Consider the following 21,520-nt stretch of genomic DNA (forward strand, 5'->3'; position numbering starts at 1 on the left):
GAGTCTCGGGCATGAACCTTTAGCGACGCTTGAACAGCAGTTTGGGCAGGCCGGCCGGGATCGGGCGGCGGGTGGTGGCAGGGGAGGGCATCGGCCGGGCCGCGTGCGAGTCGTCCGGCATCGCGCCGGGGCGCTCGGCGAGCGGGCCGACCGGCTCCAGCCGCAGCACCCGGCACTCGCGGGCCCACCGGTCGGCGATGGTGTCGGTGTCGGGGGCGTTCAGCCGCTTGCCCTTGAGCTCCTCGACGGCGCCCAGCCAGGCCTCCCCGTGCGGGGCCAGCTCGCTGACCCGGGCCTGCCAGCCGGTGAGCCGGCCGCCCTTGTCCTTGCTGCGGACGGTGACCACGGCGACGGAGCCGGCGGCCAGCCCGTGCAGCGGCTGCTCGCCGCCGTCGCCGACGACGACCACGGCGCCGTCGTACCAGGCGTGCCAGAGCGCGCGGGCGTGCTCCTGGCCGTCGGCGCGGACCCAGAGCAGGCCGGACTTCTTCGCGGCCTCCTCCAGCAGGGCCTGGTCGAGGAAGTCGTCGGCGGTCGTGGGCGCGGGCGTACGGTCCATGCCGGACAGCGTACGGCCTCTGCTGTCCACGAGGTGTCTCGTCCGTTGAACGACAGTTCCATCAGTGACCCACGGGCCTTACGGTAAGAGCCGCCCAGCCACCGTCTCCAGCGAAGGAGCGCCGTGCCCGCCGCCCGGCCCGCGACCGCCCCCGCCCGCACGGCCCCCGCCGCGGCGCCCGCCCACCCGCTTCCCGTCCTCGACCTGGCGCTGCTCGCCGTGTCGATCGGCGGCGTCTCGCTGTCCGGCCCGCTGATCAGCGCGACCGCCGCGCCCGCGCTGGCGATCGCGTTCTGGCGCAACGTCATGTCGGTCGGCGTGCTCGGCCCGTGGACGCTGCTGCGGCACCGCGCCGAGCTGCGCGGCATCGGCCGCCGGGCACTGCTGCTGGCGATCGCGGCCGGGGCGCTGCTGGCCGTCCACTTCGCGCTGTGGACGCCGAGCCTGCGGATGACCTCGGTCGCCTCCGCCACCGCCCTGGTCACCACCTGCCCGCTCTGGACGATCCTGCTGATGCGGCTGCTCGGTGTGCGGGCGCCGCGGCTGGTCCGGATCGGCATGTGCGTGGCCTTCGCCGGCGTGCTGGTCCTGACGGGCGTGGACCTCTCGCTCTCTCCCCGCGCGCTGCTCGGCGACGCCCTGGCGCTCGGCGCGGGCCTCGCCCAGGCCGGGTACATGCTGCTGGGCGCCGAGGTGCGCAGGACCGTCGGCACCTCCGCCTACACGCTGGTCTGCTACGCCACCACCGCGGTGGGACTGCTGGCCGCCTGCCTGGTGGCCGGGACGCCGCTGTCCGGCTGGCCGGCCGGGGTGTGGTGGCAGATCGCCCTGCTCATGGTCACCGCGCAGCTGCTCGGCCACTCGCTGAGCAACCGGGTGGTGCGCACCCTCGGCCCGTCCGTCACCTCCACCGCGCTCCTGCTGGAGACCCCGGGCGCCACGCTGATCGCCGCCCTCTGGCTCGGCCAGTGGCCCCCGGTGGCCGCCCTGCCGGCGGTGGTGCTGATCCTGCTCGGCCTGGTCCTGGTCGCCCGCGGCCGTCGGTGAGGGCGGTTACAGCCAGCCGTTGCGGCGGAAGCCGCGGTACATCCCGATGCAGATCAGCACGATCGCGCCGAGCACCATCGGATAGCCGTACTTCTGGTGCAGCTCGGGCATGTTGTCGAAGTTCATGCCGTACACGCCGGTGATCATCGTGGGCACGGCGAAGATCGCGGCCCAGGCGGTGATCTTGCGCATGTCCTCGTTCTGCGCGACCGAGACCTGCGCAAGGTTGGCCTGGAGCAGCGAGTTCAGCAGCTCGTCGAAGCCGTGCACCTGCTCGGTGACCCGGGCGAGGTGGTCGGCGACGTCCCGGAAGTACTTCTGGACGTCCGGGTCGACGAGCCGCTGGAGCGGCTCCGAGAGCTGCTGCATCGGGCGCAGCAGCGGCACCACCGCGCGCTTGAACTCCAGCACCTCGCGCTTGAGTTGGTAGACCCGACCGACGTCGGTGCCGCGCCCGCCCTTGTTGGAGAAGACGTCGAACTCGATCTCGTCCACGTCGTTCTGCAGCCGCTCGGCGACCAGCAGGTAGTTGTCCACCACGTGGTCGGCGATGGCGTGCAGCACCGCGGCCGGGCCCTTGGCGAGCAGCCCGGCGTCGTCCGCGTCGGCCTCCAGCCGGTGCCGCAGGTCCTGCAGCGAACCGTGCCCGCCGTGCCGGACGGTGATCACGAAGTCCCGCCCGGCGAAGACCATCAGCTCGCCGGTCTCCACCACCTCGCTGGTCGGGGTGAGCTGGTCGTGCTCGACGTACCGGATGGTCTTGAAGACGGCGAACAGCACGTCGTCGTAGCGCTCGACCTTGGGCCGCTGGTGCGCGTGCACCGCGTCCTCGACCGCGAGCGGGTGCAGACCGAAGCGCTGCGCGATGCCCTCGAACTCCTCCTCGCTCGGCTCGTGCAGCCCGATCCAGCTGAACGAGCCCGCGCCGTCCGGGAGTTGCTGGGCGGCCTTGACTCTGCGGGCGGCCTCGCGCGGGCTGCAGCTCTGGCCTTTGCGGCGGCCGTGCTGGTAGACGGCGCAGTCCACCACCGCCGAGTCGGCGCCGCCAGGTGCCACGGCGTCGTAGCGGGCGGAGCCGGGGCGGAGGCGGTTGGTGCGGACGGCGGCGCGCAGGCTGTTGATCATCGACATGGCAGGCTCCGTAAGGTGTTGGTCGGCCCGGGAGGGCCGGATGTGGCTGACGGGGTCTTGCCTTCTGTGGCTCCTGAGGAGTGGCCGTCCGGTTCTCCGGGGCGCCCTGACCGCTGATTGAGATCTGCGTCCTGGTCGCTGTTTACGGAGCTGACGGCGGGGTGTTCTTCGGGCCGAGGAGAGTGCTGGTTTCGGCGTGGGGAGCGTGGGATGACAGAGCGGCGGGCCCGGATCTGGGTGGGGATCGACGCGGGCAAGGGTCACCACTGGGCGGCGGCGGTCGATGAGTCGGGGTTCCAGGTCTGGTCGAAGAAGATCGACAACGATGAGGCGGCGATCCTGGAGGCCATCGCCGAGGCGCTGGCCATGGCGGACGCCGTGGAGTGGGCGGTCGACCTGTCCGGCACCGCGTCCGCGCTGCTGCTGGCCCTGCTCGCGTCGCACGGGCAGAAGCCGGTCTATGTGCCCGGCCGGACCGTGCACCGGATGGCGGGTGCCTACCGGGGCGAGGCGAAGACGGATGCCCGCGACGCGTTCGTGATCGCGGAGACCTCGCGCCTGCGCAGGGACTTCGCGGCCGTGGACGTGCCGGCCCAGCTGGTCGCGGACCTCGCGCTGCTGGTCGCCCACCGCACCGACCTGGTCGCCGACCGGGTCCGCATGGTCAACCGGCTGCGTGACGTGCTGACCGGGATCTTCCCGGCCCTGGAGCGGGCCTTCGACTGGTCCAACAACAAGGGCGCGCTGACCATGCTGACCTACCGCCAGACCGCCGCCGGGATACGCCGCGTCGGCCGCACCCGCCTGGAATCGTGGCTGCGCAAGCGCGGCGTCCGCTCGCCTGACAAGGTCACGGCCATCGCACTGGAGGCCGCCGCCGCTCAGCACACCGTGCTGCCCGGCGAGGGCGTCGCCGCGTCGATCGTCGCCGACCTCGCCGCCCAGTTGCTCGTGCTGGACGAGCGGATCAGCGGCCTTGACAAGCAGATCAAGCAGACCTTCCACGCCCACCCGCAGGCGAACATCATCGAGTCCATGCCGGGCATAGGCCCGATCCTCGGCGCCGAGTTTGTCGTCGCCGCCGGCGACCTGGCCGCCTACGCCGACGCCGGACGCCTGGCTTCCGCGGCCGGCCTCGTCCCGGTCCCGCGCGACTCCGGGCGCCGTACCGGCAACCTGCACCGGCCCAAGCGCTACAGCCGCCGCCTGCGCAGGGTGTTCTACATGTCCGCGCAGACCAGCATCATCAAGGACGGCCCCAACCGGGACTTCTACCTCAAGAAGCGCGCCGAGGGCTGCGGCCACATCCAGGCCCTGATCGCGCTCGCCCGCCGCCGGGTCAACGTGCTCTGGGCACTTCTGCGTGACGGACGGGAGTTCACCCCCGTCCAGCCGGCCACGCAGGCGGCTTGACTCGGTCATTGAAACTCCCTGGGACAGGAGCCGCCGCACGGCGGCGGGTGGCAGCCCGGCCTGGGCCGGGGGGAGGGCCGTGGTGCGACGGCGGGAAAACACCGGTGAAGGGCGGGGCGCTCTCCCGGCCGGTCCGTCCGTGCGGGCCGCCTCGGCTGCGCTGGATCAGCCGCGCGTGGCGGGGGTGCGGGGAAGGGGTCCGGGCCGGGCAGAGCTGCCGGTACTGCAATCTCGGCCGGTATCCACCGCAACCACCTCCTTCGTGCCGCGGCCCCTGGAACGTCATGGTTCCCGGTGGCCAGTCGCTCACCCTAACATCTGACCGATCATCGGCGCCCGGGTGTTCCGGCGCCGCCCCCGCGCCGGCGGCGCACACCCGCGCGTTACGCTCACCGCATGGCGCACGACTTCCCGCTCTTCGGCGACCCCCACGGTTCCTCCCCGGAGCTCTCCCGGGAGGCGGTGCTGGCCGCCGTCGAGGCCCGGCTGATCTCCACCTTCGGCGAGCCGAGCGGCCGGGCCGCCGTCACCTTCCTCGGCACCGACCGGATCGAGGTGCTGCGCTTCGGCCCGGACGCCGAGGGCCTGGTCCGCTACGCGACCCTCGGGATGTCCGCCGCGCCGATGGCCGACCCGACCGCGATGGTCGCCGACCAGCTGCGCGGCCCGCGCGTCGAACTCGTCCTGACGGTCCGCGGCGGACGCGACGACGTGCTCCGCAGCCTGGCCACCTTCGCCGCGACGCCGCAGGTGGAGGGCCTGGTGGTGGCCCCGGGCGGCTCGCTGGACCTCGGCGCCCCGCTCTGGGAGGGCGCGCCGTTCACCTCGGTGCTGGCCGCCGAGCCGGGCGGCCTGGTGCCGGACCTGGAGCTGGACGAGCCGGCCGACCCGGTCCGCTTCCTGCCGCTGCTCCCGATGACGCCCAACGAGGCCGGCTGGAAGCGGGTGCACGGCGCCGCCGCCCTCCAGGAGCGCTGGCTCGACCACGGGACCGACCTGCGCGACCCGGACCGCCGCGGCGTCCGCCTGGACTGACGGCCCCTCACGACCGGGCGTGCGGCGGGGCGCAAATGCCTGGCCGCACCCCGTCGCCGCGCCTCCGCACGCCCGCGCGCAGAGCGCGTGCGCTCAGCCCCCGATCGGCTTCGCGCCGGTGGCCTGGTCCAGCAGCGCCTCGTACACCGCCGGGTCGGTGGTGTGCTCGCCGAGACGGACGGTCTTGCGGCCGCCGTGGTAGTCGCTGGATCCGGTGACCAGCAGCCCGAGTTCGCCGGCCAGGCCGCGCAGCCGGCCCCGGGTCTCCTCGTCGTGGTCCATGTGGTCGACCTCCAGTGCGGCCAGCCCGGCCGCCGCCAGGTCGGCGATCACCTGGTCGGAGACGGTCCGCCCACGCTTGACCGCGCCGGGGTGGGCGAACACCGGCACCCCGCCGGCCGCCCTGACCAGCCGGACCGCCTCGACCGGGTCGGTCTCGTGCTTGCGCACGTCCGCCCGCCCGCCGTTGGCCAGCCACTCGGCGGTGAAGGCGTCCGAGACGGTGTCCGCCACGCCCGCCTCGACCAGTGCGCTCGCGATGTGCGGCCGGCCGACCGACCCTTCCCCCGCGATCCGCTGCACCTGCTCCCAGCTGATGTCCGCGCCGAGCTCCCGGCACCGCTCGACGATCGCCCGCCCGCGCCGGAACCGGTCGGTGCGCACCAGCTCCCGCTCGGCCGCGAACGCCGGCTCCGCCGGGTCGAACAGGTACGCCAGCAGGTGCATGCTGATGCCGTCCACGACGCAGGACAGCTCGGCCCCGGGGACGAGGGTCAGGGTGCCGGCCGGCAGCGCGTGTACCGCCTTGGCGGCCCGGGCGTGGCCCGCGACGGTGTCGTGGTCGGTGAGCGCGACGACGTCGAGGCCCGCGGCCACCGCGGCCGCGACGAGCTCGGCCGGGCTGTCGGTGCCGTCGGACGCGGTGCTGTGGGCGTGCAGGTCGATGCGCACGGGTGGGACTCCTGGAGACTCTCGGGTGCCGCCCAGGATAGGACGGTCAGCCGAGCAGCCGGGGGGAGAGGGCGCCGCAGGGCAGCAGGTCCAGTTCGGCGCCGGCCTCGCGCAGGTCGGTGAGCACCAGTTCGTCGTACATCACCAGTGCGGACTGCTCGGGCCAGGCGATCGCCCACAGCCAGAGCCCGCGCGCCTCGCCGACGAACACCGCGCGGTCGGCCGGGGCGTCCGGGACGTGGAACATCGGGGTGGGCCGCCCGGCGGCCATCAGCTTGGCGTCGGCGGGCTTGTAGAGCGCGACGGACTCGCCCGGGTCGGGGCCGGCCATCCCGGCGTACCGGGCGCCGAGCCCGACGCCCAGTTCCTCGGCGACCAGCACCAGTTCGCCGAAGCCGCCGAGCGGCGCGGGGCCGGAGCAGGCGACGGCGGTGGCGCGGGCGCCGGAGACGTCGTCGCCGACGTGCGCGATGCCGGTGTAGAGCCAGCCGACCGGGAGCGGCCAGGGCAGCCAGACGGGGACCTGGGAGCGGGCGACGGCGACGCCCAGGGCCTCCACGCTCGGGGGCAGCACCGGCTGCATCGGGTGCACGGCTCCGTGCCGGTCGCACTGCCAGGTGTCTGAGAACAGACCGGGGGCGCGGACCCGACCGGCGCACCTCGGGCAGCTTGGCTCGCCCCTCATAGCCGACAACGCTCCTCCCTCCGGACCGCCGCGTCAAGGACGATCACCCGTACGGAGGGCTCGGCGGCACCTGTCGGTGGTGGACGCCCGGCCGTGCGGGGTGGGCATGGTGCGGGCGGCTCCGGATGGGGGATGTCCAGTGGCGGGCGGCGGCAAACGTCGGGCGGGTGGCGCCGGGGATGCGACCGAACGCACTGACGCCCCGTCATCGGCGATCGCGGTGACGGGGCGTCAGTCTGGTATCGGAACGTCGGGATCGGACGCTCCGGGCTCGTCGGCGGCGGGTGAGGACTCCCGGTCGGAGGCGCCGCGCTCGGTCAGATGGCCGGGCACGGACGGATGAGCAGGCGCTCGCCGGTGCTGGCGGCGGCCTGGACGAGCTCGCGGACGGTCTCCGCGTCGGCGATCAGACGGTCGGTGGCGGAGCCGTTGGCGTCGTCCAGTCGGAGGATCTCGAAGCGCATGGTATGCGTCATGGGCGTCTCCTTTTCCGGCCCCGCGGGGCGGGGCGATTGCGGCTGACTCGGTATCAGCCCTTTCGGGGTCTTCCGGGTCCGGCGGTATGGCCGGATCGGTCGGGTCGTACGTGCGGCGGTCTGCTGCGGCAAGGGCTCCCCCTGCTTGCCTGGTGCGGCTGGTGCCTCATGGACCACGGTGTCGTGGCGGTGCTTCCGGGCCGTTGCCCGTCCGTAAAGTCCTGGTTTCGAAGAGTTCGTACCGGCATGGAGGCCGACGATGATTCCCGGACAGAATCAAAGATTACCGTAACTAACGACTTTTGTCCCGTGTCGACGGCGGTCGAACCTCGAGAAGTGGTTCAGACCACTCCGGGGCCCCTCCGGAATCGCTCCGGAATCAGGCCCAGAAGGCGGCCAGCGCCTCGGCGGTGGCGGCCGGCTGCTCGGCGTTGGGGGAGTGGCCGGCGTCCTCGACGACCACCCGGCGGGCGCCCAGGCGCTCCGCCATCCGGGTCTGCTCCGGCACCGGCCACGCGTAGTCCCGCACCCCGGAGAGCACCAGCACGGGCAGTCCGGGCAGCCCGGCCACGGCGGCGGCCAGCTCGTCCACCCGGTCCCGGGCGGCGATCAGATGGCCGCCGGTGACGGTCAGCGCGCGCGGCACGCCGGCCACCCAGCGGCGGTGCAGGAACTCGGCGACGTCGGCGGACGGGCGCTGCCTCCGGTCGCCGCTGCCCTCGTCCATCTGCTGCATGACCTGCCAGATCTCCTCCAGGCTCAGCACCGGCAGCGCGTCCAGCAGCAGCTTGGTGCGGGCCGCCTCGGCCGGGTCGATCGCGCCGGGGCCGGTGGACATCAGCGTCAGCGAGCGCCACGGCAGCGGGCCCTCGGCCCCGGCGGCGAGGACGGCCTCCCGGACCACCTGCCCGCCGAAGGAGTGCCCCAGCAGGTGCAGCGGCCCGCCGTCGGCCGCCAGCGCCTCGGTGAGCGCCCGGACGTCCGCGCCCAGCGCCTCGACGGCGTACGCGGCCGGATCGTCCGGCCCGCCGGTCTCGTACTGCCCGCGCTGGTCGACGGCGGTGACCCGGTACCCGGCCGCCGCCAGCGGCTCCAGCAGCGCGACGAAGTCCTCCTTGCTGCCGGTGAACCCGGGCACCAGCAGCGCCGACCCCCGCAGCGGCCCGTCCGGCTCCGCCCGCAGCGCCGCGAAGTCGCCCCGCGCGGTCTCCAACCGCAGCGCACGGGCACAACGGGGGAGGGTGAGGAACGGCGGCGTGCTCATGTACGGCTCTCTCCTACGCGCGACTGCCCGGCAACCCCCGAGCCTAGGGCAGAAACGCCGGAGGGGGCGGGCAGACCCACCGCGGGGCCGGCCCGCCCCCTCCGGGGCGGCTCGGGTCAGCTCTCCGGGGTGGTCTCCGCAGCGGCGGCGACCTTGCGGGCGCGGGTGCGGCGGCGCGGGGCCGGGACCTCGGCGGCGGCGTCGGCCTCGGCGGCCGGGGCCTCCGGGGCGCTCTCCGCGGCGGCCTTGGGCTTGCGGGCCCGGGTCGCCGGCTTCTTCTCGGCCGGCGCGTCCGTGACCGCCTCGACGACGGCCTCCGCCGCCTTGGGCTTGCGCGTCCGGGTACGGCGCGCGGCCGGCTTCTCCTCGGCCGGGGCCTCGGCGACGGCCTCGGCGGCCGGAACCTCCGCGGCGGCCTCCGCCTTCGGCTTGCGCGTGCGGGTCCGGGTCCGCGCGGCGGGCTTCTCCTCGGCCGGGGCCTCGGCGAGGGTCTCGGCAGCCGGGGTCTCGACGACCGCGGCCTCGGCCGCGGCACCACCGCGCGAGCGGCGGCGGCGACGGCGCGGCGCGGCCTCGCCCTCGGCGCCCTCGACGGCCGGAGTCTCGACCTCAGCGGCCTCGACCACGGCAACGGCCTCGCCCTCGGCGCCGACCGTGCTGCCCCGGCGGGTCCGCCGGCGCTCGCGGGTACGGCGCGGCTTCTCCTCGACCGCCTCGGCGGCGGCAGCGTCGGAGCGCCCGGAGCCGCCGCGCGCGCCGCGGCCGCGGCCGGAGCGCGCCCCGCGCCCGCCGGTCTCGCCGAGGTCCTCGACCTCCTCCGCGCCGAGCCCGGCCCGGGTCCGCTCCGAACGCGGCAGAACACCCTTGGTGCCCGGCGCGATCTTCAGCAGCTCGTACAGGTGCGCCGAGGTGGAGTAGGTCTCCTCCGGGTCGTTGAACGGCAGGTCCAGCGCCTTGTTGATCAGCTGCCAGCGCGGGATGTCGTCCCAGTCGACCAGGGTGACGGCCGTGCCGGAGGCGCCGGCCCGGCCGGTGCGGCCGATCCGGTGCAGGTAGGTCTTCTCGTCCTCGGGGCACTGGTAGTTGATGACGTGCGTGACGCCCTCGACGTCGATGCCGCGGGCGGCGACGTCGGTGCAGACCAGCACGTCGACCTTGCCGTTGCGGAAGGCCCGCAGGGCCTGCTCGCGGGCGCCCTGGCCGAGGTCGCCGTGGACGGCGCCGGCCGCGAAGCCGCGCTGGGTCAGCTGGTCGGAGACGTCGGCGGCGGTGCGCTTGGTCCGGCAGAAGATCATCGCCAGCCCGCGGCCCTCGGCCTGCAGGATGCGCGAGACCATCTCGACCTTGTCCAGCGAGTGCGCGCGGAAGATGTGCTGCTCGATGTTGGCGACGGTCGAGCCGGTGTCGTCCGGGGCGGTGGCCCGGATGTGGGTGGGCTGGCTCATGTACCGGCGGGCGAGGTTGATCACCTGGCCCGGCATGGTGGCCGAGAACAGCAGGGTCTGCCGCTTGGCCGGCAGCATGGTGATGATCTTCTCGACGTCCGGCAGGAAGCCAAGGTCGAGCATCTCGTCGGCCTCGTCGAGGACCAGCGCGCGGACCTTGGACAGGTTCAGCTTCTTCTGGCCGGCCAGGTCGAGCAGGCGGCCCGGGGTGCCGACCACGATGTCGACGCCCTTGCTGAGCGCCTCGACCTGCGGCTCGTACGCCCGGCCGCCGTAGACGGCGAGCACCCGGACGTCGCGGACCTTGCCGGCGGTCTGCAGGTCGTTGGTGACCTGGGTGCACAGCTCGCGGGTCGGGACGACGATCAGCGCCTGCGGGGCGTCGGAGAGTTCGTCCTCGGTGGCCCGGCCGGCGTCCACGTCGGCGCGCACGACGACCCGCTCGATCAGCGGGAGGCCGAAGCCGAGGGTCTTGCCGGTGCCGGTCTTGGCCTGGCCGATGACGTCGTGGCCGGTCAGCGCGACCGGCAGGGTCATCTCCTGGATCGGGAAGGGGTGGACGATGCCGACGGCCTCCAGGGCCTCGGCGGTCTCCGGGAGGATTCCCAGCTCTCGGAACGTCGTCTTGATGGGTTCGGCGGTGGTGGACAGGGTGCTGCCTCTTCCGTGTGGAGGGGCCGAGAGCGAGCGGCGGGCGGGCAGCCGCGCGGCTGCGTACGGGCCGGGACGGCCCTGATACAGCTGCGCGGACGCACAACCGCGACGGTCCCTGCTGCCGGCCGGTGCGCGCGGCCCGTTGCGGGGCGCGTCGCCGGCGGCGTCGGGGAGGATTCCCGTGAGGGACCTGCGCGGGACCTGAGCCGGGCGGGCGTGGTCTCGGCGGCCCTCGCTCGGCCACTGATGCGGTGCCTAGGCTTGAAGTCCAAGCCGAGGTCGGAGCCGATCGGCTCTCCGACCGGGCATCCGCGTACGTGAGCCCCCGTGCCTCCGATGCGGACACGTCCGAAGGGGACGGCGCCGCTGGGAGCGGGCTTGCGCGGGACACCGAGACGGCGGTGACACCGTGCGAACACGACGGGGCTCCGTACCACCATACAGTCAGCCGACGACTCGAACACGTGACGCGTCTGACATTGCCCCTGGCAAGGGGCGTGAGACCGGGCGATCCGGGCGGTCACCCGGGTGCGCCGGCCGGCGGACGGTTGGGGTGGGGGAGCCGGCCGGGCGCGACTAAGGTGGCGGGTCATGGAGACCCATGGTGAGACGCAGGACGCGGCCGGCTCGATCGGGGACTGGGCGAGCTGCTCGGCCGACCCGGGCTACCGCGCGGCCGTGCTGGACCTGCTCGGCGCGCTCGCGTACGGCGAGCTGAGCGCCTTCGAGCGGCTCGCCGAGGACGCCAAGCTGGCGCCCGACCTCGCCGACAAGGCGGCGCTGGCCCGGATGGCCTCCGCCGAGTTCCAGCACTACCAGCGGCTGCACGACCGGCTGGCCGAGATCGGCGCGGACCCGCAGGAGGCGATGCGGCCGTTCGTCGAGCCGCTGGAGCTGTTCCACCGGATGACCGCGCCCTCGGACTGGCTGGAGGGCCTGGTCAAGGCCTACGTCGGCGACGCGATCGCGACCGACTTCTACCGCGAGGTGGCGGTCCGGCTCGACGACGACACCCGCGAGCTGGTCCTCGGCGTCATGTCCGACACCGGCCACGCCCAGTTCGCCGTCGACAAGGTGCGCCAGGCGATCGAGGCGGACCCGCGGGCCGGCGGCCGGCTGGCGCTGTGGGGCCGGCGGCTGATGGGCGAGGCACTGAGCCAGGCCCAGCGGGTGGTCGCCGAGCGGGACGCGCTGTCGAACCTGCTGGTCGGCGGCGTCCAGGTGCAGGGCTTCGACCTGGTCGAGGTCGGCAAGATGTTCAACCGGATCACCGAGGCGCACACCAAGCGCATGGCCGCCCTCGGCCTGGCCAGCTGACCGCTCAGGCCGGCCGGTGCCGCCGCTGCGGGCGGTGGGCGCCGGCCCGGTGCGGGTGGTGCCGGTGCTCCGGGGCCCGCCCGGCGGCCAGGTCGGGCCGGGCCAGCGCCGAGGTGAGCACGGCCGAGGCGACGGCCGAGGCGCCGATCGTCACCGCCGGGTAGTGCCCGGCCAGGCAGAAGTGCGCGACCACGCCGCCGACCAGCGCCGCCGCCAGGGCCGTGCCGAGCGTCAGCCCGCGGCCCGCCGGGAAGTAGGCCGGCAGCGCCAGCAACGCGGTCAGGCCCGTGGCCAGGCCGACGACGGCGAAGACGATCGACTCGACCAGCACGGCCTGCCTCCCCGAGGTGCGGGCGCGGCCGGACGGACGGCCGCACTGTCGCCGTACCCGCGCACACCCGGCCGTACACCCGGCCGTACACACGACGGTGCCCCGCTCCCTGAGGGGAAACGGGGCACCGGGTGAGCAGCTCAGGCGGTGCCGAAGCCGACCTTGCGGGCGGCCTGCTCGCCGATCTCCACGTACGCCAGGCGCTCGGCCGGGACGATGATGCGGCGGCCGTGCTCGTCGGCCAGCGAGAAGAGCTTCGAAGTGCCCTCCAGCGCCTTGGCGACCGCGCTCTCGACCTCATCGGCAGTCTGCGAGCTCTCGATCACGATCTCGCGCGGCGCGTTCTGCACGCCGATCTTGACCTCCACGGCTTCCGTCCCTCCGGGGTTGCAGCCATCCACGCGCGGACACCGGACCGCCTGGGACAAGCGTTCGCGGCGACCGCGCCGTACGGCTTCACCATAGAGCACGCGATCACCGCGGAGGCGAAGGTCAGCGGATCACCGCTGCTCGGACGAACCCTCCGCCGGCTCCATGCCGGGGTGCATCGGGAAGCCCTTCAGGCCGCGCCAGGCAAGGCTGGCGACCAGCCGGGCCGCCTCGTCGCGGGGGATCTCCAGGCCCTGGGAGAGCCAGTAGCGGGCGGTGATCTGCGCCAGCCCGCAGACGCCGGCGGCGAGCAGCTTGGACTCGGACTCGGGCAGGTCGGTGTCCTCCTGGATCACCTTGCTGACCAGCGTCGCGCTCGCCTCGGAGGCGCGCTCGACCCGCTCGCGCACGGCCGGCTCGTTGGTCAGGTCCGACTCGAAGACCAGCCGGAAGGCGCCGGACTCGCCGGAGACGTAGTTGAAGTACGCGTCCATCGTCGCGGCCACGCGCTGCTTGTTGTCAGTGGTGGTGGACAGCGCCTCGCGGGTCGACTCGACCAGGGCGTCGCAGTGCTTGTCGAGCAGCGCCAGGTAGAGCTCCAGCTTCCCGGGGAAGTGCTGGTACAGCACCGGCTTGCTGACCCCGGCGCGGTCGGCGATGTCGTCCATGGCGGCCGCGTGGTAACCCTGCGCGACGAACACCTCCTGGGCGGCACCGAGCAGTTGTTCACGGCGGGCGCTTCGCGGCAGGCGGGCACCGCGCGGGCGCTCCTGCGCCTCCTGGATGGCCGTCACGGCGCTCCTCACTTCGGGGTTGTTCGGGGCTGGCTAAGGTGACCGATTCTACTTTTCGGTAACCGCGTTCGGGTTCGGCGGACGTGAGAAAAGCCCCCGGCCTCCTTGTCAGGAGCCCACAATACGGCGCTGACCTCGGCGTCGGCAGTGGTGCGACGAGGCCGACGAGGACTGCGACGGCCGGACTCCCCCCGGGTGCCCCCGGCCGGGGCTCACTACCATCGTCCACCATGAGCAGCGCTGAGCAGCAGATACGGACGGTCGAGGTCCCCGGTGCGGTGGTCGCGGTGCACCGCCCGGCCGGCGAGGGCGGGGCGGACGGGCGCGAGCCCGGGCTGTTCGTGCACGGGCTCGGCGGCTCGGCCGGCAACTGGACGGCCCTCATGGACCTGCTCGCCGACCGGATCGACGGCGAGGCGGTCGACCTGCCCGGCTTCGGCGCCTCCGCGCCGCCCGCCGACGGCAACCTCAGCCTCTCCGGCCACGTCCGCGCGGTGATCGGCTACCTGGAGGCCTCCGGGCGCGGGCCGGTGCACCTGTTCGGCAACTCGCTCGGCGGCGCGGTCGCCGTCCGGCTCGCCGCGCTCCGCCCCGACCTGGTCCGCAGCCTCACCCTGGTCTCGCCCGCGCTGCCCGAGCTGGCGCCGCAGCGCAGCGCCTGGCCGACCGTGCTGCTCGCGATGCCCGGGGTGCCCGCGCTGATGCGCCGGCTCCCGGCGAACCGGCGCGGTCCGGAGCAGGCCGCCGACGGCCTGCTCCGGCTGGTCTACGGGGACCCGGACGGGCTGTCCGCCGCCACCCGGGCCGAGGCGGTGGCCGAGTACCGGCGCCGGCTGACGGTGCCGTACGCGATGCAGGCGCTGGTCGGCTCCGCGCGCGGGATCGTCTCGGCGTACACCGAGCGCGGCGACCAGGCACTGTGGCGGCAGGCCGCGCAGGTCGAGGCGCCGGTGCTGCTGGTGTACGGGCTGCGCGACAAGCTGGTCTCGTACCGCTCGGCGCGGCGGGCCTGCGCGGCCTTCGCGGACGCCCGGCTGCTGGTGCTGCCCGAGTCGGGGCACGTGGCGATGATGGAGCACCCCGAGCAGGTGGCGCGCGAGGTGCGGGAGCTGCTCGGCGGCGACGGCCGGTAACGGCCCGGCTCACACCGAGGTCACGCGCTTTCACTCGTTCAGGTGGCAACCAGGCATGTGACCGATGGAGCCCCGTGGGCCGGTCCTACCTTTCTGCTGCCGGACCGAACAGGTGTGGGGGGAGAGCCGCAGACGCCGGACCACTTGGCACGTGGGTAGCAAGGCGTACGGCCCCGCGACTCCGGTGGCCCCTTCGCGGGGTGGCAACCGCGGTCCCCTGGCGGGCAAGACAAGAGGGGCAGCAACCAGCAGAGGAGGTCTTCCGTGCGCGTCGCCTTGCTTACCGAGAGTGCTCGTCCATATCCGAAGCGTGGCGCCGGGGGCTGGTGCGACCGGCTGGTCGAGGGCTTGCCGGAGCACGACTTCGAGCTGTACCTGCTGACCGGCCCGGCCGGCCCCCCGGGGGTCGCGGACCGGCTGTCGCCCGCCTGGCGCGGGGTGCGCGAACTGGCGCTGCGGGGGCGCCGGCCGGGCGGGCGGGCACCGGGCGCGCTCCGCAGACGGCGCTACGTGCGGGCGTACGAGGAGCTGGTGCGCGCGCTGGTGCTGCCGGCGGAGCGCGCCGGTTTCGGGCCCGGGCTGTACCGGCTCGCCGCGCTCGCCCGCGAGGACGGCGGCCTGCCCGCCTTCCTGGCCTCCGGGCACGCCCGCCGCACCCTGGAGCGGGTCTGGCGACTGCCCGGCGCGGACACCTCGGCCGGGCAACCGCTGGTCTGCGACGTGCTGGTCGCCGCCGACCTGCTGGAACAGTTCCTGCGCCCGCTGTCCGCGCCCTGGTACGGCAACGGGCCCGGCGGCCTCGGCCGCGCCGACCTCTGCCACGTCGTGGGCGGCGGCCCGGCCGCGCTGCCCGCCCTGGCGGCCAGGCACCTGCACGGAGTGCCGTTCGTGGTCACCGAGCACGGACTGCACCTGCGCCAGCAGTACCTCGGCCACTGCGAGGCGCCGTACGGATGGCCGGTCCGGGCGCTGCTGCTGGCGTTCTTCCGGGCGCTCGCCGAGGAGACGTACCGGCAGGCCGCGATACTCACCCCCGGCAGCGGCCACGACCAGCAGTGGCAGCGCCGGTGCGGTGCCGACCCGGCTCGCACCCGGGTGGTGTACGAGGGGACGCCCGCCGTGGCCCGCCCGGCGGCCGGGCCCGAGCCGGACGCGCCGACCCTGGTGTGGGCGGGCGCCCTGGAACCCGGCCGGGACCCGGGACTCATGCTGCACGCCTTCGCGCTGGTCCGGGCCGAACTGCCGGCCGCCCGACTGGTGATCCACGGCGAGGAGGCGGCGCCCGGCTACCGCGCACACTGCGCGGAGCTCGCGGAGCGGCTCGGGGTGGCCGCGGCGGTGGACTTCGCCGGACGGCCCGGCTCGCTCGCCGAGGCCTGGCAGAGCGGCACCGTGGCCGTCTTCTCCGCGCTCTCGCCGCGCCGCCCGCGGCTGCTCGCGGACGCCATGCTGAGCGGCCGGGCGGTGGTGTCGACGGACGTCGGCGCGGCCCGCGAGGTGGTCGGCCCGACCGGGCTGCTGGTGCCCCCGCGCGACCCGCGCGCCCTGGCCGGCGCCTGCCTGGCGCTGCTGCGCGACGAGGAACGGCGGGCCCGCCTCGGGCTGGCCGGACGGCTGCGAGTGCAGGAACGCTTCGCCGTCGAGCCGGTGATCGGCGCCTTCCGGGAGATCTACCTGGAGGTGGTCTCGCAGTTCCCGGCCTTCCCGGACGGCGCGGGCGGCGGCGCGACCGGCGAGCCGCCCCGGCCGTTCGCCCGGCCCGCCGAGTTCTGGCTCGCGGACGGGCTGCGCGGCGGCCCCGAGGACCGGGGAGCGGCGGATCCGGACGACGGGAGCGGCGGCGACGGTGCGCAGGAGCGACCCGGCGCCCTCGCGGAGGCGCTCTGATGACCGCCGGCAGCACAGCGGTGGGAGACCCGCGCCGGCCCTCCGGGGACCCGGTGCGCGAGGTGATGGCGGAGCACCGGGCGCTCTGCGAGCGGGCCGTCGGCCCGCTGGAGATCGCCGCCGGGCTGGAGGAGGCCGGGCTGGGCGCCGAGGCGGCGGCCCGCTGCCGGCACGCCGACCTGTTCTCGCTGGCCGAGGAGCTGTACGCCCGGGTGCCGCGCCGTCCGCCGGTGCCGCCGCAGGCCCGGGACCGGCCGCAGGCGCGGGACCAGGAGTGCGGCGCCACCGCCCGGGCGGCGCTCACCGCCTCCGCCCTGGCCGCGCTGCCCTGCGCGGCGGTGGCTGGCCTCGGGGTGCGCTGGCCGGTGCTGCTGGCCGCCGCCGTGCCGCTCCTGCTCACCCCCGCCCTGACCGCGGACCCCCCGGCCGGGCCCGGGCGCCCGCCGTTCGCCGGGCCCGTCGACGGCGACGAGCTGGGCCCGCCTCCGGCCGTACACCACGGGAGCGGCACCCGGTGGCGGCCCGCGGCGCTGGCGTACGGGATCGGCCTGGCCGCGCTGCTCCTGCTCCCGTCGGCCACGGCGGGCCGGGACCGGCCGCTGACCGTCGCCCTGGTGCTCGCCGCGGCGCTGTCGGCCGGGTCGGCGGAGCGGGCGGCCCGCTGGTGCCGGCAGGTCGGCCGCGGACATCTGGGCGCGGCGGCCACGCTCGCCGCGTTCCGGGCCCGGATGCGGCCGGTGCTCCCGGTGGCGGTGGCCCTGCACCTGGCGGTGCTCGGGGTGCTGACCTTCGCCGCGCTCGTCGTGCTGACCGCCGTCGCGCCGCGCGGGCCGGGCCACGGCGGCGGGCTGCTGCACCTGGCCGCCGAGCGGGCCGGCGCCGCCGAGTGGGCGGCGCAGGGCGTGCTGGGCCTGCTGCTGGTGCTGCCCGCGGTGCTCGCCCGGTGCGGCCGGTGGACCGCCGCCGCGCTGGGCGCGCTCGCCGGTCCGGCCGCCACCCTGGCGCTGCTCGGGCCGGTCGGCTCCGGCCCGCCGGCCGGGCTGCTCGGCGGCGGCGCCGTCGCGGCGGTGCTGCTCGGGTACGCCTGGGCGGTGCTCGGCCGGGCCGAGGCGCACCGATGGCCGTGATGACTGTGATGACCGTCAGCCCCGTCGGCCCCGCCCGCCGATTCGTCCCGTTCGTTGATTTCAGTCCGCCAGGTCGTCCCCGACCTCGCTTCGTGGAAGGACACCCCCGATGAGGGTGCTGCTGCTGGGCGCCGACGGCTTCATCGGCCGCCGGGTCTCCGACCGTCTGCTCATGGACCGGGAGTTGCAGGTGACGGTGCTCGGCCGGCGCGACTCGGCCGACATCCGCTTCGACCTGACCACCGGCAGCCCGGGCGCGCTGGCGCGCTTCCTGGACGCCGTCGCGCCCCAGGTGGTGATCAACTGTGCGGGCGCCACCTACGGCAGCTCGCGCACCCTGATCCGGGCGAACACGCTGGCCGTCGCCACGGTCTGCGAGGCGATCCGGCGCAGCCGGGAGCCGGCCCGGCTGGTGCACGTCGGCTCGGCGGCCGAGTACGGGCCGGTGCCCGGCGGGGTGCCGGTGTCGGAGCACGCCGAGCCGCGGCCGGTCGGCCCGTACGGGGTGTCCAAGCTGGCCGGGACGGAGCTGGTGCTGGCCTCCGGGCTGGACGCGGCGGTGCTGCGGGTGTTCGACGTGGTGGGCCCGGGCTCGCCGACCGCCTCGCTGTTCGGGCGGCTCGCCGAGGGACTGCGCCGGGCGCTGGAGCGGGACGAGTCCCAGGTGCGGATGCCGGACCTGTCCGGATACCGGGATTTCGTGGACGTGCGGGACGTCGCTCGGGCGATCCAGGCGGCGGCGGTGTCGGCCGCCACCGGGGTGGTCAACATCGGCAGCGGGCACGCCGTGCGGGCCCGGGACGCGGCCCAGCTGCTGGTCCGGGCGTCGGGCTTCGAGGGGGCCATCGTGGAGGAGAACCGGCAGGTCATGCTGCCCGCGCAGGCCGTCGGAACGGGCGGCGACCACCTGCCCGGACACCACCTGCCGGGCCACCGGCCGGAGGGGCCGCGGGCGGAGGGCCGGGCCCCGTCGGGCGAGCCGGTGCCGTGGCGACAGGCGGACGTGCGCACCGCCCGCGACCGTCTCGGCTGGCGGACACAGGTGCCGCTGGAGGAGTCACTCGGGGACGTCTGGCTGGAGACGGCCTGCCGGGTCTGAGGGAGATGCCGAGGGCTCGTCCGGCGCGTGGTGGCAGGGTCGGAGCGCCGTTCGGGCGCCCGCACGCCGGTCCCACGATCCGACGGCGCCCGTCTCGCCCATCGGACGGGCTGTCTCGGAATACCGGAGGGGCATGACACTGTTGGGCGTAGCAGAGCCACCTGAGTGGCGGAGCAACATGCCCACAACAGGTTGGCCCCGGCCACCTGAACCGACGACCATCGGAGTCCCCGTGTCGCTGCCACCCCTGGTCGAGCCGGCTGACGAGCTCACCGTTGACGAGGTTCGCAGGTACTCCCGCCACCTGATCATCCCCGACGTCGGGATGGCCGGGCAGAAGCGGCTGAAGAACGCCAAGGTGCTGTGTGTCGGCGCCGGCGGCCTCGGCTCGCCCGCGCTGATGTACCTCGCCGCGGCCGGTGTCGGCACGCTGGGCATCGTCGAGTTCGACGTGGTCGACGAGTCGAACCTGCAGCGCCAGATCATCCACGGCCAGTCGGACGTCGGCCGCCCCAAGGCCGAGTCGGCGCGGGACTCCGTGAAGGAGATCAACCCCTACGTCGACGTGGTCATCCACGACGAGCGCCTCGACAACTCCAACGTCATGGAGATCTTCTCCGGCTACGACCTGATCGTGGACGGCACCGACAACTTCGCCACCCGCTACCTGGTGAACGACGCCGCGGTGCTGCTCGGCAAGCCGTACGTGTGGGGCTCGATCTACCGCTTCGACGGCCAGGCCAGCGTGTTCTGGGCCGAGCACGGCCCCTGCTACCGCTGCCTCTACCCGGAGGCGCCGCCGCCGGGCATGGTCCCGTCCTGCGCCGAGGGCGGCGTGCTGGGCGTGCTGTGCGCGTCCATCGGCTCGATCCAGGTCACCGAGGCGATCAAGCTGCTGGCGGGCGTGGGCGACCCGCTGGTCGGCCGGCTGATGATCTACGACGCCCTGGAGATGAACTACCGCCAGGTGAAGGTCCGCAAGGACCCGAACTGCGCCGTCTGCGGTGAGAACCCGACGGTCACCGAGCTGATCGACTACGAGGCCTTCTGCGGCGTCGTGTCGGAGGAGGCGCAGGCCGCCGCCGCCGGTTCGACCATCACCTCGCAGCAGCTCAAGCAGTGGCAGGACGACGAGGAGGACATCTTCCTGATCGACGTCCGCGAGCCCGGCGAGTACGAGATCGTCAACATCCCCGGCGCGGTGCTGATCCCGAAGAACGAGTTCCTCATGGGCGACGCCCTGGAGCGGCTGCCGCAGGACCGGAAGATCGTGCTGCACTGCAAGTCGGGCGTGCGCTCGGCCGAGGTGCTGGCCGTGGTGAAGGCGGCGGGCTTCGCCAACGCCGTCCACCTCGGCGGCGGTGTGCTCGGCTGGGTGAACCAGATCGAGCCGCACAAGCCGGTCTACTGAGAACCCGCAGCTGAGAGTCCGCAGCGAAAGGGCCCGCCTGGCGGTTTCTAGTGGTCGTTGCAACACGTGGTCGGTTGTCTAGGCCGCGAGGAGTTTAGCCAGACGCTCGGCTGGGGTTTCCCAGCCGAGCGTTTTGCGTGGGCGGCGGTTGAGCTGGTCGGCGACGGCGGCCAGGTGCTCGGGCGTGTGGACCGACAGGTCGGTGCCCTTGGGGAAGTACTGCCGCAGCAGGCCGTTCGTGTTCTCGTTGGAGCCGCGCTGCCAGGGACTGGCCGGGTCGCAGAAGTAGACCGGGATGTCGGTGGCCAGGCTGAACTCCGCGTGCCTGGCCATCTCGCTGCCCTGGTCCCAGGTCAGGGACCGCTTCAGCTGGACCGGGAGTGTCCGGGCGGTGGCCACTAGGGCGTCGCGGACGGTCTCGGCGGTGTGGTCGCCGGGCAGGTGCAGCAGCATCACGTAGCGGGTCGAACGCTCGACCAGGGTGCCGATCGCGGACTTGTGCTCCTTGCCGAGGATCAGATCGCCCTCCCAGTGGCCGGGGACGGCCCGGTCCTCGGCCTCGGCGGGGCGCTCGCTGATCATGACCATCGGGTCGGTGAAGCGGGAACGCCGGCAGTTGGCCTGCCGCTGGGGCCTGCGGCGGGCCCGGCCTGAGCGCAGGGCACCGGCGAGCTCGCGCCGCAGCTCGCCGCGGCCCTGGACGTAGAGCGCCTGGTAGACGGTCTCGTGGACCACGTGCATCTCCGGCCGGTCGGGGAACTGTCGACGTAGAGCGTGGCAGATCTGCTCCGGGCTCCACTGCTCGTCCAGCATCGCCTGGACGGCGGCGTGCAGCTCGGGGTTCTCGGTGATCTTGCGGGCCTTGGGGCGGGGCCGGCGAGCGTCCGCCCTGGCCTGGGCGGCGTGCGGACGGTAGTGCCACTGCCCGCGAGTGCCCTCGGTGCGGTTGCGGCGGATCTCCCGGCTGATGGTGGACGGACTGCGGCCCAGCTCCGCGGCGATGGCCCGCACGGTGGCCTTCTCCCGCAGCCGGTCGGCGATGTGGATCCGCTCGTCCTCGCTCAGATACCGGGAGACACCGGAAGGCGGCACCACCATGCGAATCGGTGGTGCCGCCTTCTGCCGCTGCTCGGCTCCGCGGCCGTGACGCCACTTCTGGCCGGTCCGGCGGGCGATGCCGACGATCCGGCACGCCTCGGTGTTCGTGTAGCCCTGCTGCATGAGCCGGGAGTATGCCTCCCGTTCCCGGCGCAGCTTCACAGGCCCCTGGGCCGTCCGGTCCTTGCGGATCTCGAAGTCCAATGCATCCCCTGAACTGGGGTGTTGCAACGACTCCTAGAACCCAAGCCTTCCCGGCGGGCCCTTTGGTTGTACCCGGCTCCTTGTCGTATC

Annotated in this window: 20 protein-coding genes; 9 read left to right on the top strand and 11 right to left on the bottom strand. The window is 74.3% G+C overall.

Features of this window, described 5'->3' with window-relative positions; translation table 11 throughout:
• Window positions 1-19: 19 nt before the first annotated feature.
• Window positions 20-559, bottom strand: coding sequence for a hypothetical protein (locus F7Q99_RS16815; RefSeq protein WP_153462421.1), 540 nt, complete (start codon window positions 557-559; stop codon window positions 20-22).
• Between the two features lie 123 nt (window positions 560-682).
• Between F7Q99_RS16815 and F7Q99_RS16820 the strand changes: the two genes are divergently transcribed.
• On the top strand, window positions 683-1,606 hold the full coding sequence (locus tag F7Q99_RS16820; RefSeq protein WP_326846749.1) for a DMT family transporter: 924 nt from the start codon (window positions 683-685) through the stop codon (window positions 1,604-1,606).
• Window positions 1,607-1,612: 6 nt separating this feature from the next.
• On the opposite strand, the gene corA is transcribed toward F7Q99_RS16820, so the two are convergent.
• Window positions 1,613-2,737 carry a magnesium/cobalt transporter CorA gene (gene corA / locus F7Q99_RS16825; protein WP_153462422.1) on the bottom strand — a complete coding sequence of 375 codons (1,125 nt, stop codon included), beginning with the start codon at window positions 2,735-2,737 and terminating at the stop codon, window positions 1,613-1,615.
• Between the two features lie 210 nt (window positions 2,738-2,947).
• Here corA and F7Q99_RS16830 point away from each other — a divergent pair, with 210 nt between their 5' ends.
• Window positions 2,948-4,150, top strand: a complete 1,203-nt coding sequence (locus F7Q99_RS16830) for an IS110 family RNA-guided transposase (protein WP_153462424.1) — start codon at window positions 2,948-2,950, stop codon at window positions 4,148-4,150.
• A gap of 396 nt (window positions 4,151-4,546) precedes the next feature.
• Complete coding sequence (locus tag F7Q99_RS16835; RefSeq protein WP_153462426.1) at window positions 4,547-5,185, top strand: suppressor of fused domain protein; 639 nt, start codon at window positions 4,547-4,549, stop codon at window positions 5,183-5,185.
• Window positions 5,186-5,278: 93 nt separating this feature from the next.
• Here the strand turns inward: F7Q99_RS16835 and F7Q99_RS16840 are convergent, their stop codons facing one another.
• From F7Q99_RS16840 to F7Q99_RS16860, 5 genes are all read right to left on the bottom strand, one after another.
• Entirely contained in the window at window positions 5,279-6,136 is an 858-nt protein-coding gene (locus F7Q99_RS16840) for a PHP domain-containing protein (protein ID WP_326846750.1), read from the bottom strand.
• A 46-nt stretch (window positions 6,137-6,182) separates the two neighbouring features.
• A complete protein-coding gene (locus tag F7Q99_RS16845) occupies window positions 6,183-6,821 on the bottom strand; it encodes a DUF6758 family protein (protein ID WP_153462430.1) in 639 nt (212 codons plus the stop codon).
• A 317-nt stretch (window positions 6,822-7,138) separates the two neighbouring features.
• Complete coding sequence (locus F7Q99_RS16850) at window positions 7,139-7,297, bottom strand: hypothetical protein (protein ID WP_153462432.1); 159 nt, start codon at window positions 7,295-7,297, stop codon at window positions 7,139-7,141.
• Window positions 7,298-7,676: 379 nt separating this feature from the next.
• Window positions 7,677-8,561 (bottom strand): alpha/beta fold hydrolase, encoded by an 885-nt coding sequence (locus F7Q99_RS16855; RefSeq protein ID WP_153462434.1) that lies wholly within the window; start codon window positions 8,559-8,561, stop codon window positions 7,677-7,679.
• 116 nt (window positions 8,562-8,677) lie between these two features.
• Window positions 8,678-10,543, bottom strand: coding sequence for a DEAD/DEAH box helicase (locus tag F7Q99_RS16860; protein WP_230210244.1), 1,866 nt, complete (start codon window positions 10,541-10,543; stop codon window positions 8,678-8,680).
• A gap of 708 nt (window positions 10,544-11,251) precedes the next feature.
• Between F7Q99_RS16860 and F7Q99_RS16865 the strand changes: the two genes are divergently transcribed.
• On the top strand, window positions 11,252-11,977 hold the full coding sequence (locus tag F7Q99_RS16865; protein ID WP_153462436.1) for a ferritin-like fold-containing protein: 726 nt from the start codon (window positions 11,252-11,254) through the stop codon (window positions 11,975-11,977).
• A gap of 4 nt (window positions 11,978-11,981) precedes the next feature.
• On the opposite strand, the gene F7Q99_RS16870 is transcribed toward F7Q99_RS16865, so the two are convergent.
• From F7Q99_RS16870 to F7Q99_RS16880, 3 genes are all read right to left on the bottom strand, one after another.
• Complete coding sequence (locus F7Q99_RS16870; RefSeq protein ID WP_153462438.1) at window positions 11,982-12,308, bottom strand: hypothetical protein; 327 nt, start codon at window positions 12,306-12,308, stop codon at window positions 11,982-11,984.
• 140 nt (window positions 12,309-12,448) lie between these two features.
• The gene (locus tag F7Q99_RS16875) at window positions 12,449-12,676 is read right to left on the bottom strand and encodes a DUF3107 domain-containing protein (protein ID WP_326846751.1); all 228 of its coding nucleotides are present in this window, start codon (window positions 12,674-12,676) and stop codon (window positions 12,449-12,451) included.
• A gap of 132 nt (window positions 12,677-12,808) precedes the next feature.
• On the bottom strand, window positions 12,809-13,471 hold the full coding sequence (locus F7Q99_RS16880; RefSeq protein ID WP_326846752.1) for a TetR/AcrR family transcriptional regulator: 663 nt from the start codon (window positions 13,469-13,471) through the stop codon (window positions 12,809-12,811).
• 230 nt (window positions 13,472-13,701) lie between these two features.
• Between F7Q99_RS16880 and F7Q99_RS16885 the strand changes: the two genes are divergently transcribed.
• The 5 genes from F7Q99_RS16885 (at window position 13,702) to moeZ (ending at window position 20,128) form a co-directional block, all read left to right on the top strand.
• Entirely contained in the window at window positions 13,702-14,604 is a 903-nt protein-coding gene (locus tag F7Q99_RS16885; RefSeq protein ID WP_153462442.1) for an alpha/beta fold hydrolase, read from the top strand.
• Window positions 14,605-14,868: 264 nt separating this feature from the next.
• Window positions 14,869-16,491: a DUF3492 domain-containing protein gene (locus tag F7Q99_RS16890; protein ID WP_326846753.1), complete on the top strand. Its 1,623-nt coding sequence runs from the start codon at window positions 14,869-14,871 to the stop codon at window positions 16,489-16,491.
• The gene (locus F7Q99_RS16895; RefSeq protein WP_153462444.1) at window positions 16,491-17,618 is read left to right on the top strand and encodes a hypothetical protein; all 1,128 of its coding nucleotides are present in this window, start codon (window positions 16,491-16,493) and stop codon (window positions 17,616-17,618) included. The genes F7Q99_RS16890 and F7Q99_RS16895 overlap by 1 nt, the downstream gene beginning before the upstream one ends.
• 109 nt (window positions 17,619-17,727) lie before the next feature.
• Window positions 17,728-18,717, top strand: a complete 990-nt coding sequence (locus F7Q99_RS16900) for an NAD-dependent epimerase/dehydratase family protein (RefSeq protein WP_153462446.1) — start codon at window positions 17,728-17,730, stop codon at window positions 18,715-18,717.
• A 232-nt stretch (window positions 18,718-18,949) separates the two neighbouring features.
• Window positions 18,950-20,128, top strand: coding sequence for an adenylyltransferase/sulfurtransferase MoeZ (gene moeZ, locus F7Q99_RS16905; protein ID WP_326846754.1), 1,179 nt, complete (start codon window positions 18,950-18,952; stop codon window positions 20,126-20,128).
• A gap of 78 nt (window positions 20,129-20,206) precedes the next feature.
• On the opposite strand, the gene F7Q99_RS16910 is transcribed toward moeZ, so the two are convergent.
• Window positions 20,207-21,430, bottom strand: coding sequence for an IS30 family transposase (locus tag F7Q99_RS16910; protein WP_153460101.1), 1,224 nt, complete (start codon window positions 21,428-21,430; stop codon window positions 20,207-20,209).
• Window positions 21,431-21,520 lie beyond the last annotated feature (90 nt).

Origin of the sequence: Streptomyces kaniharaensis (assembly GCF_009569385.1) — a bacterium.
GTDB lineage: Bacteria > Actinomycetota > Actinomycetes > Streptomycetales > Streptomycetaceae > Kitasatospora > Kitasatospora kaniharaensis.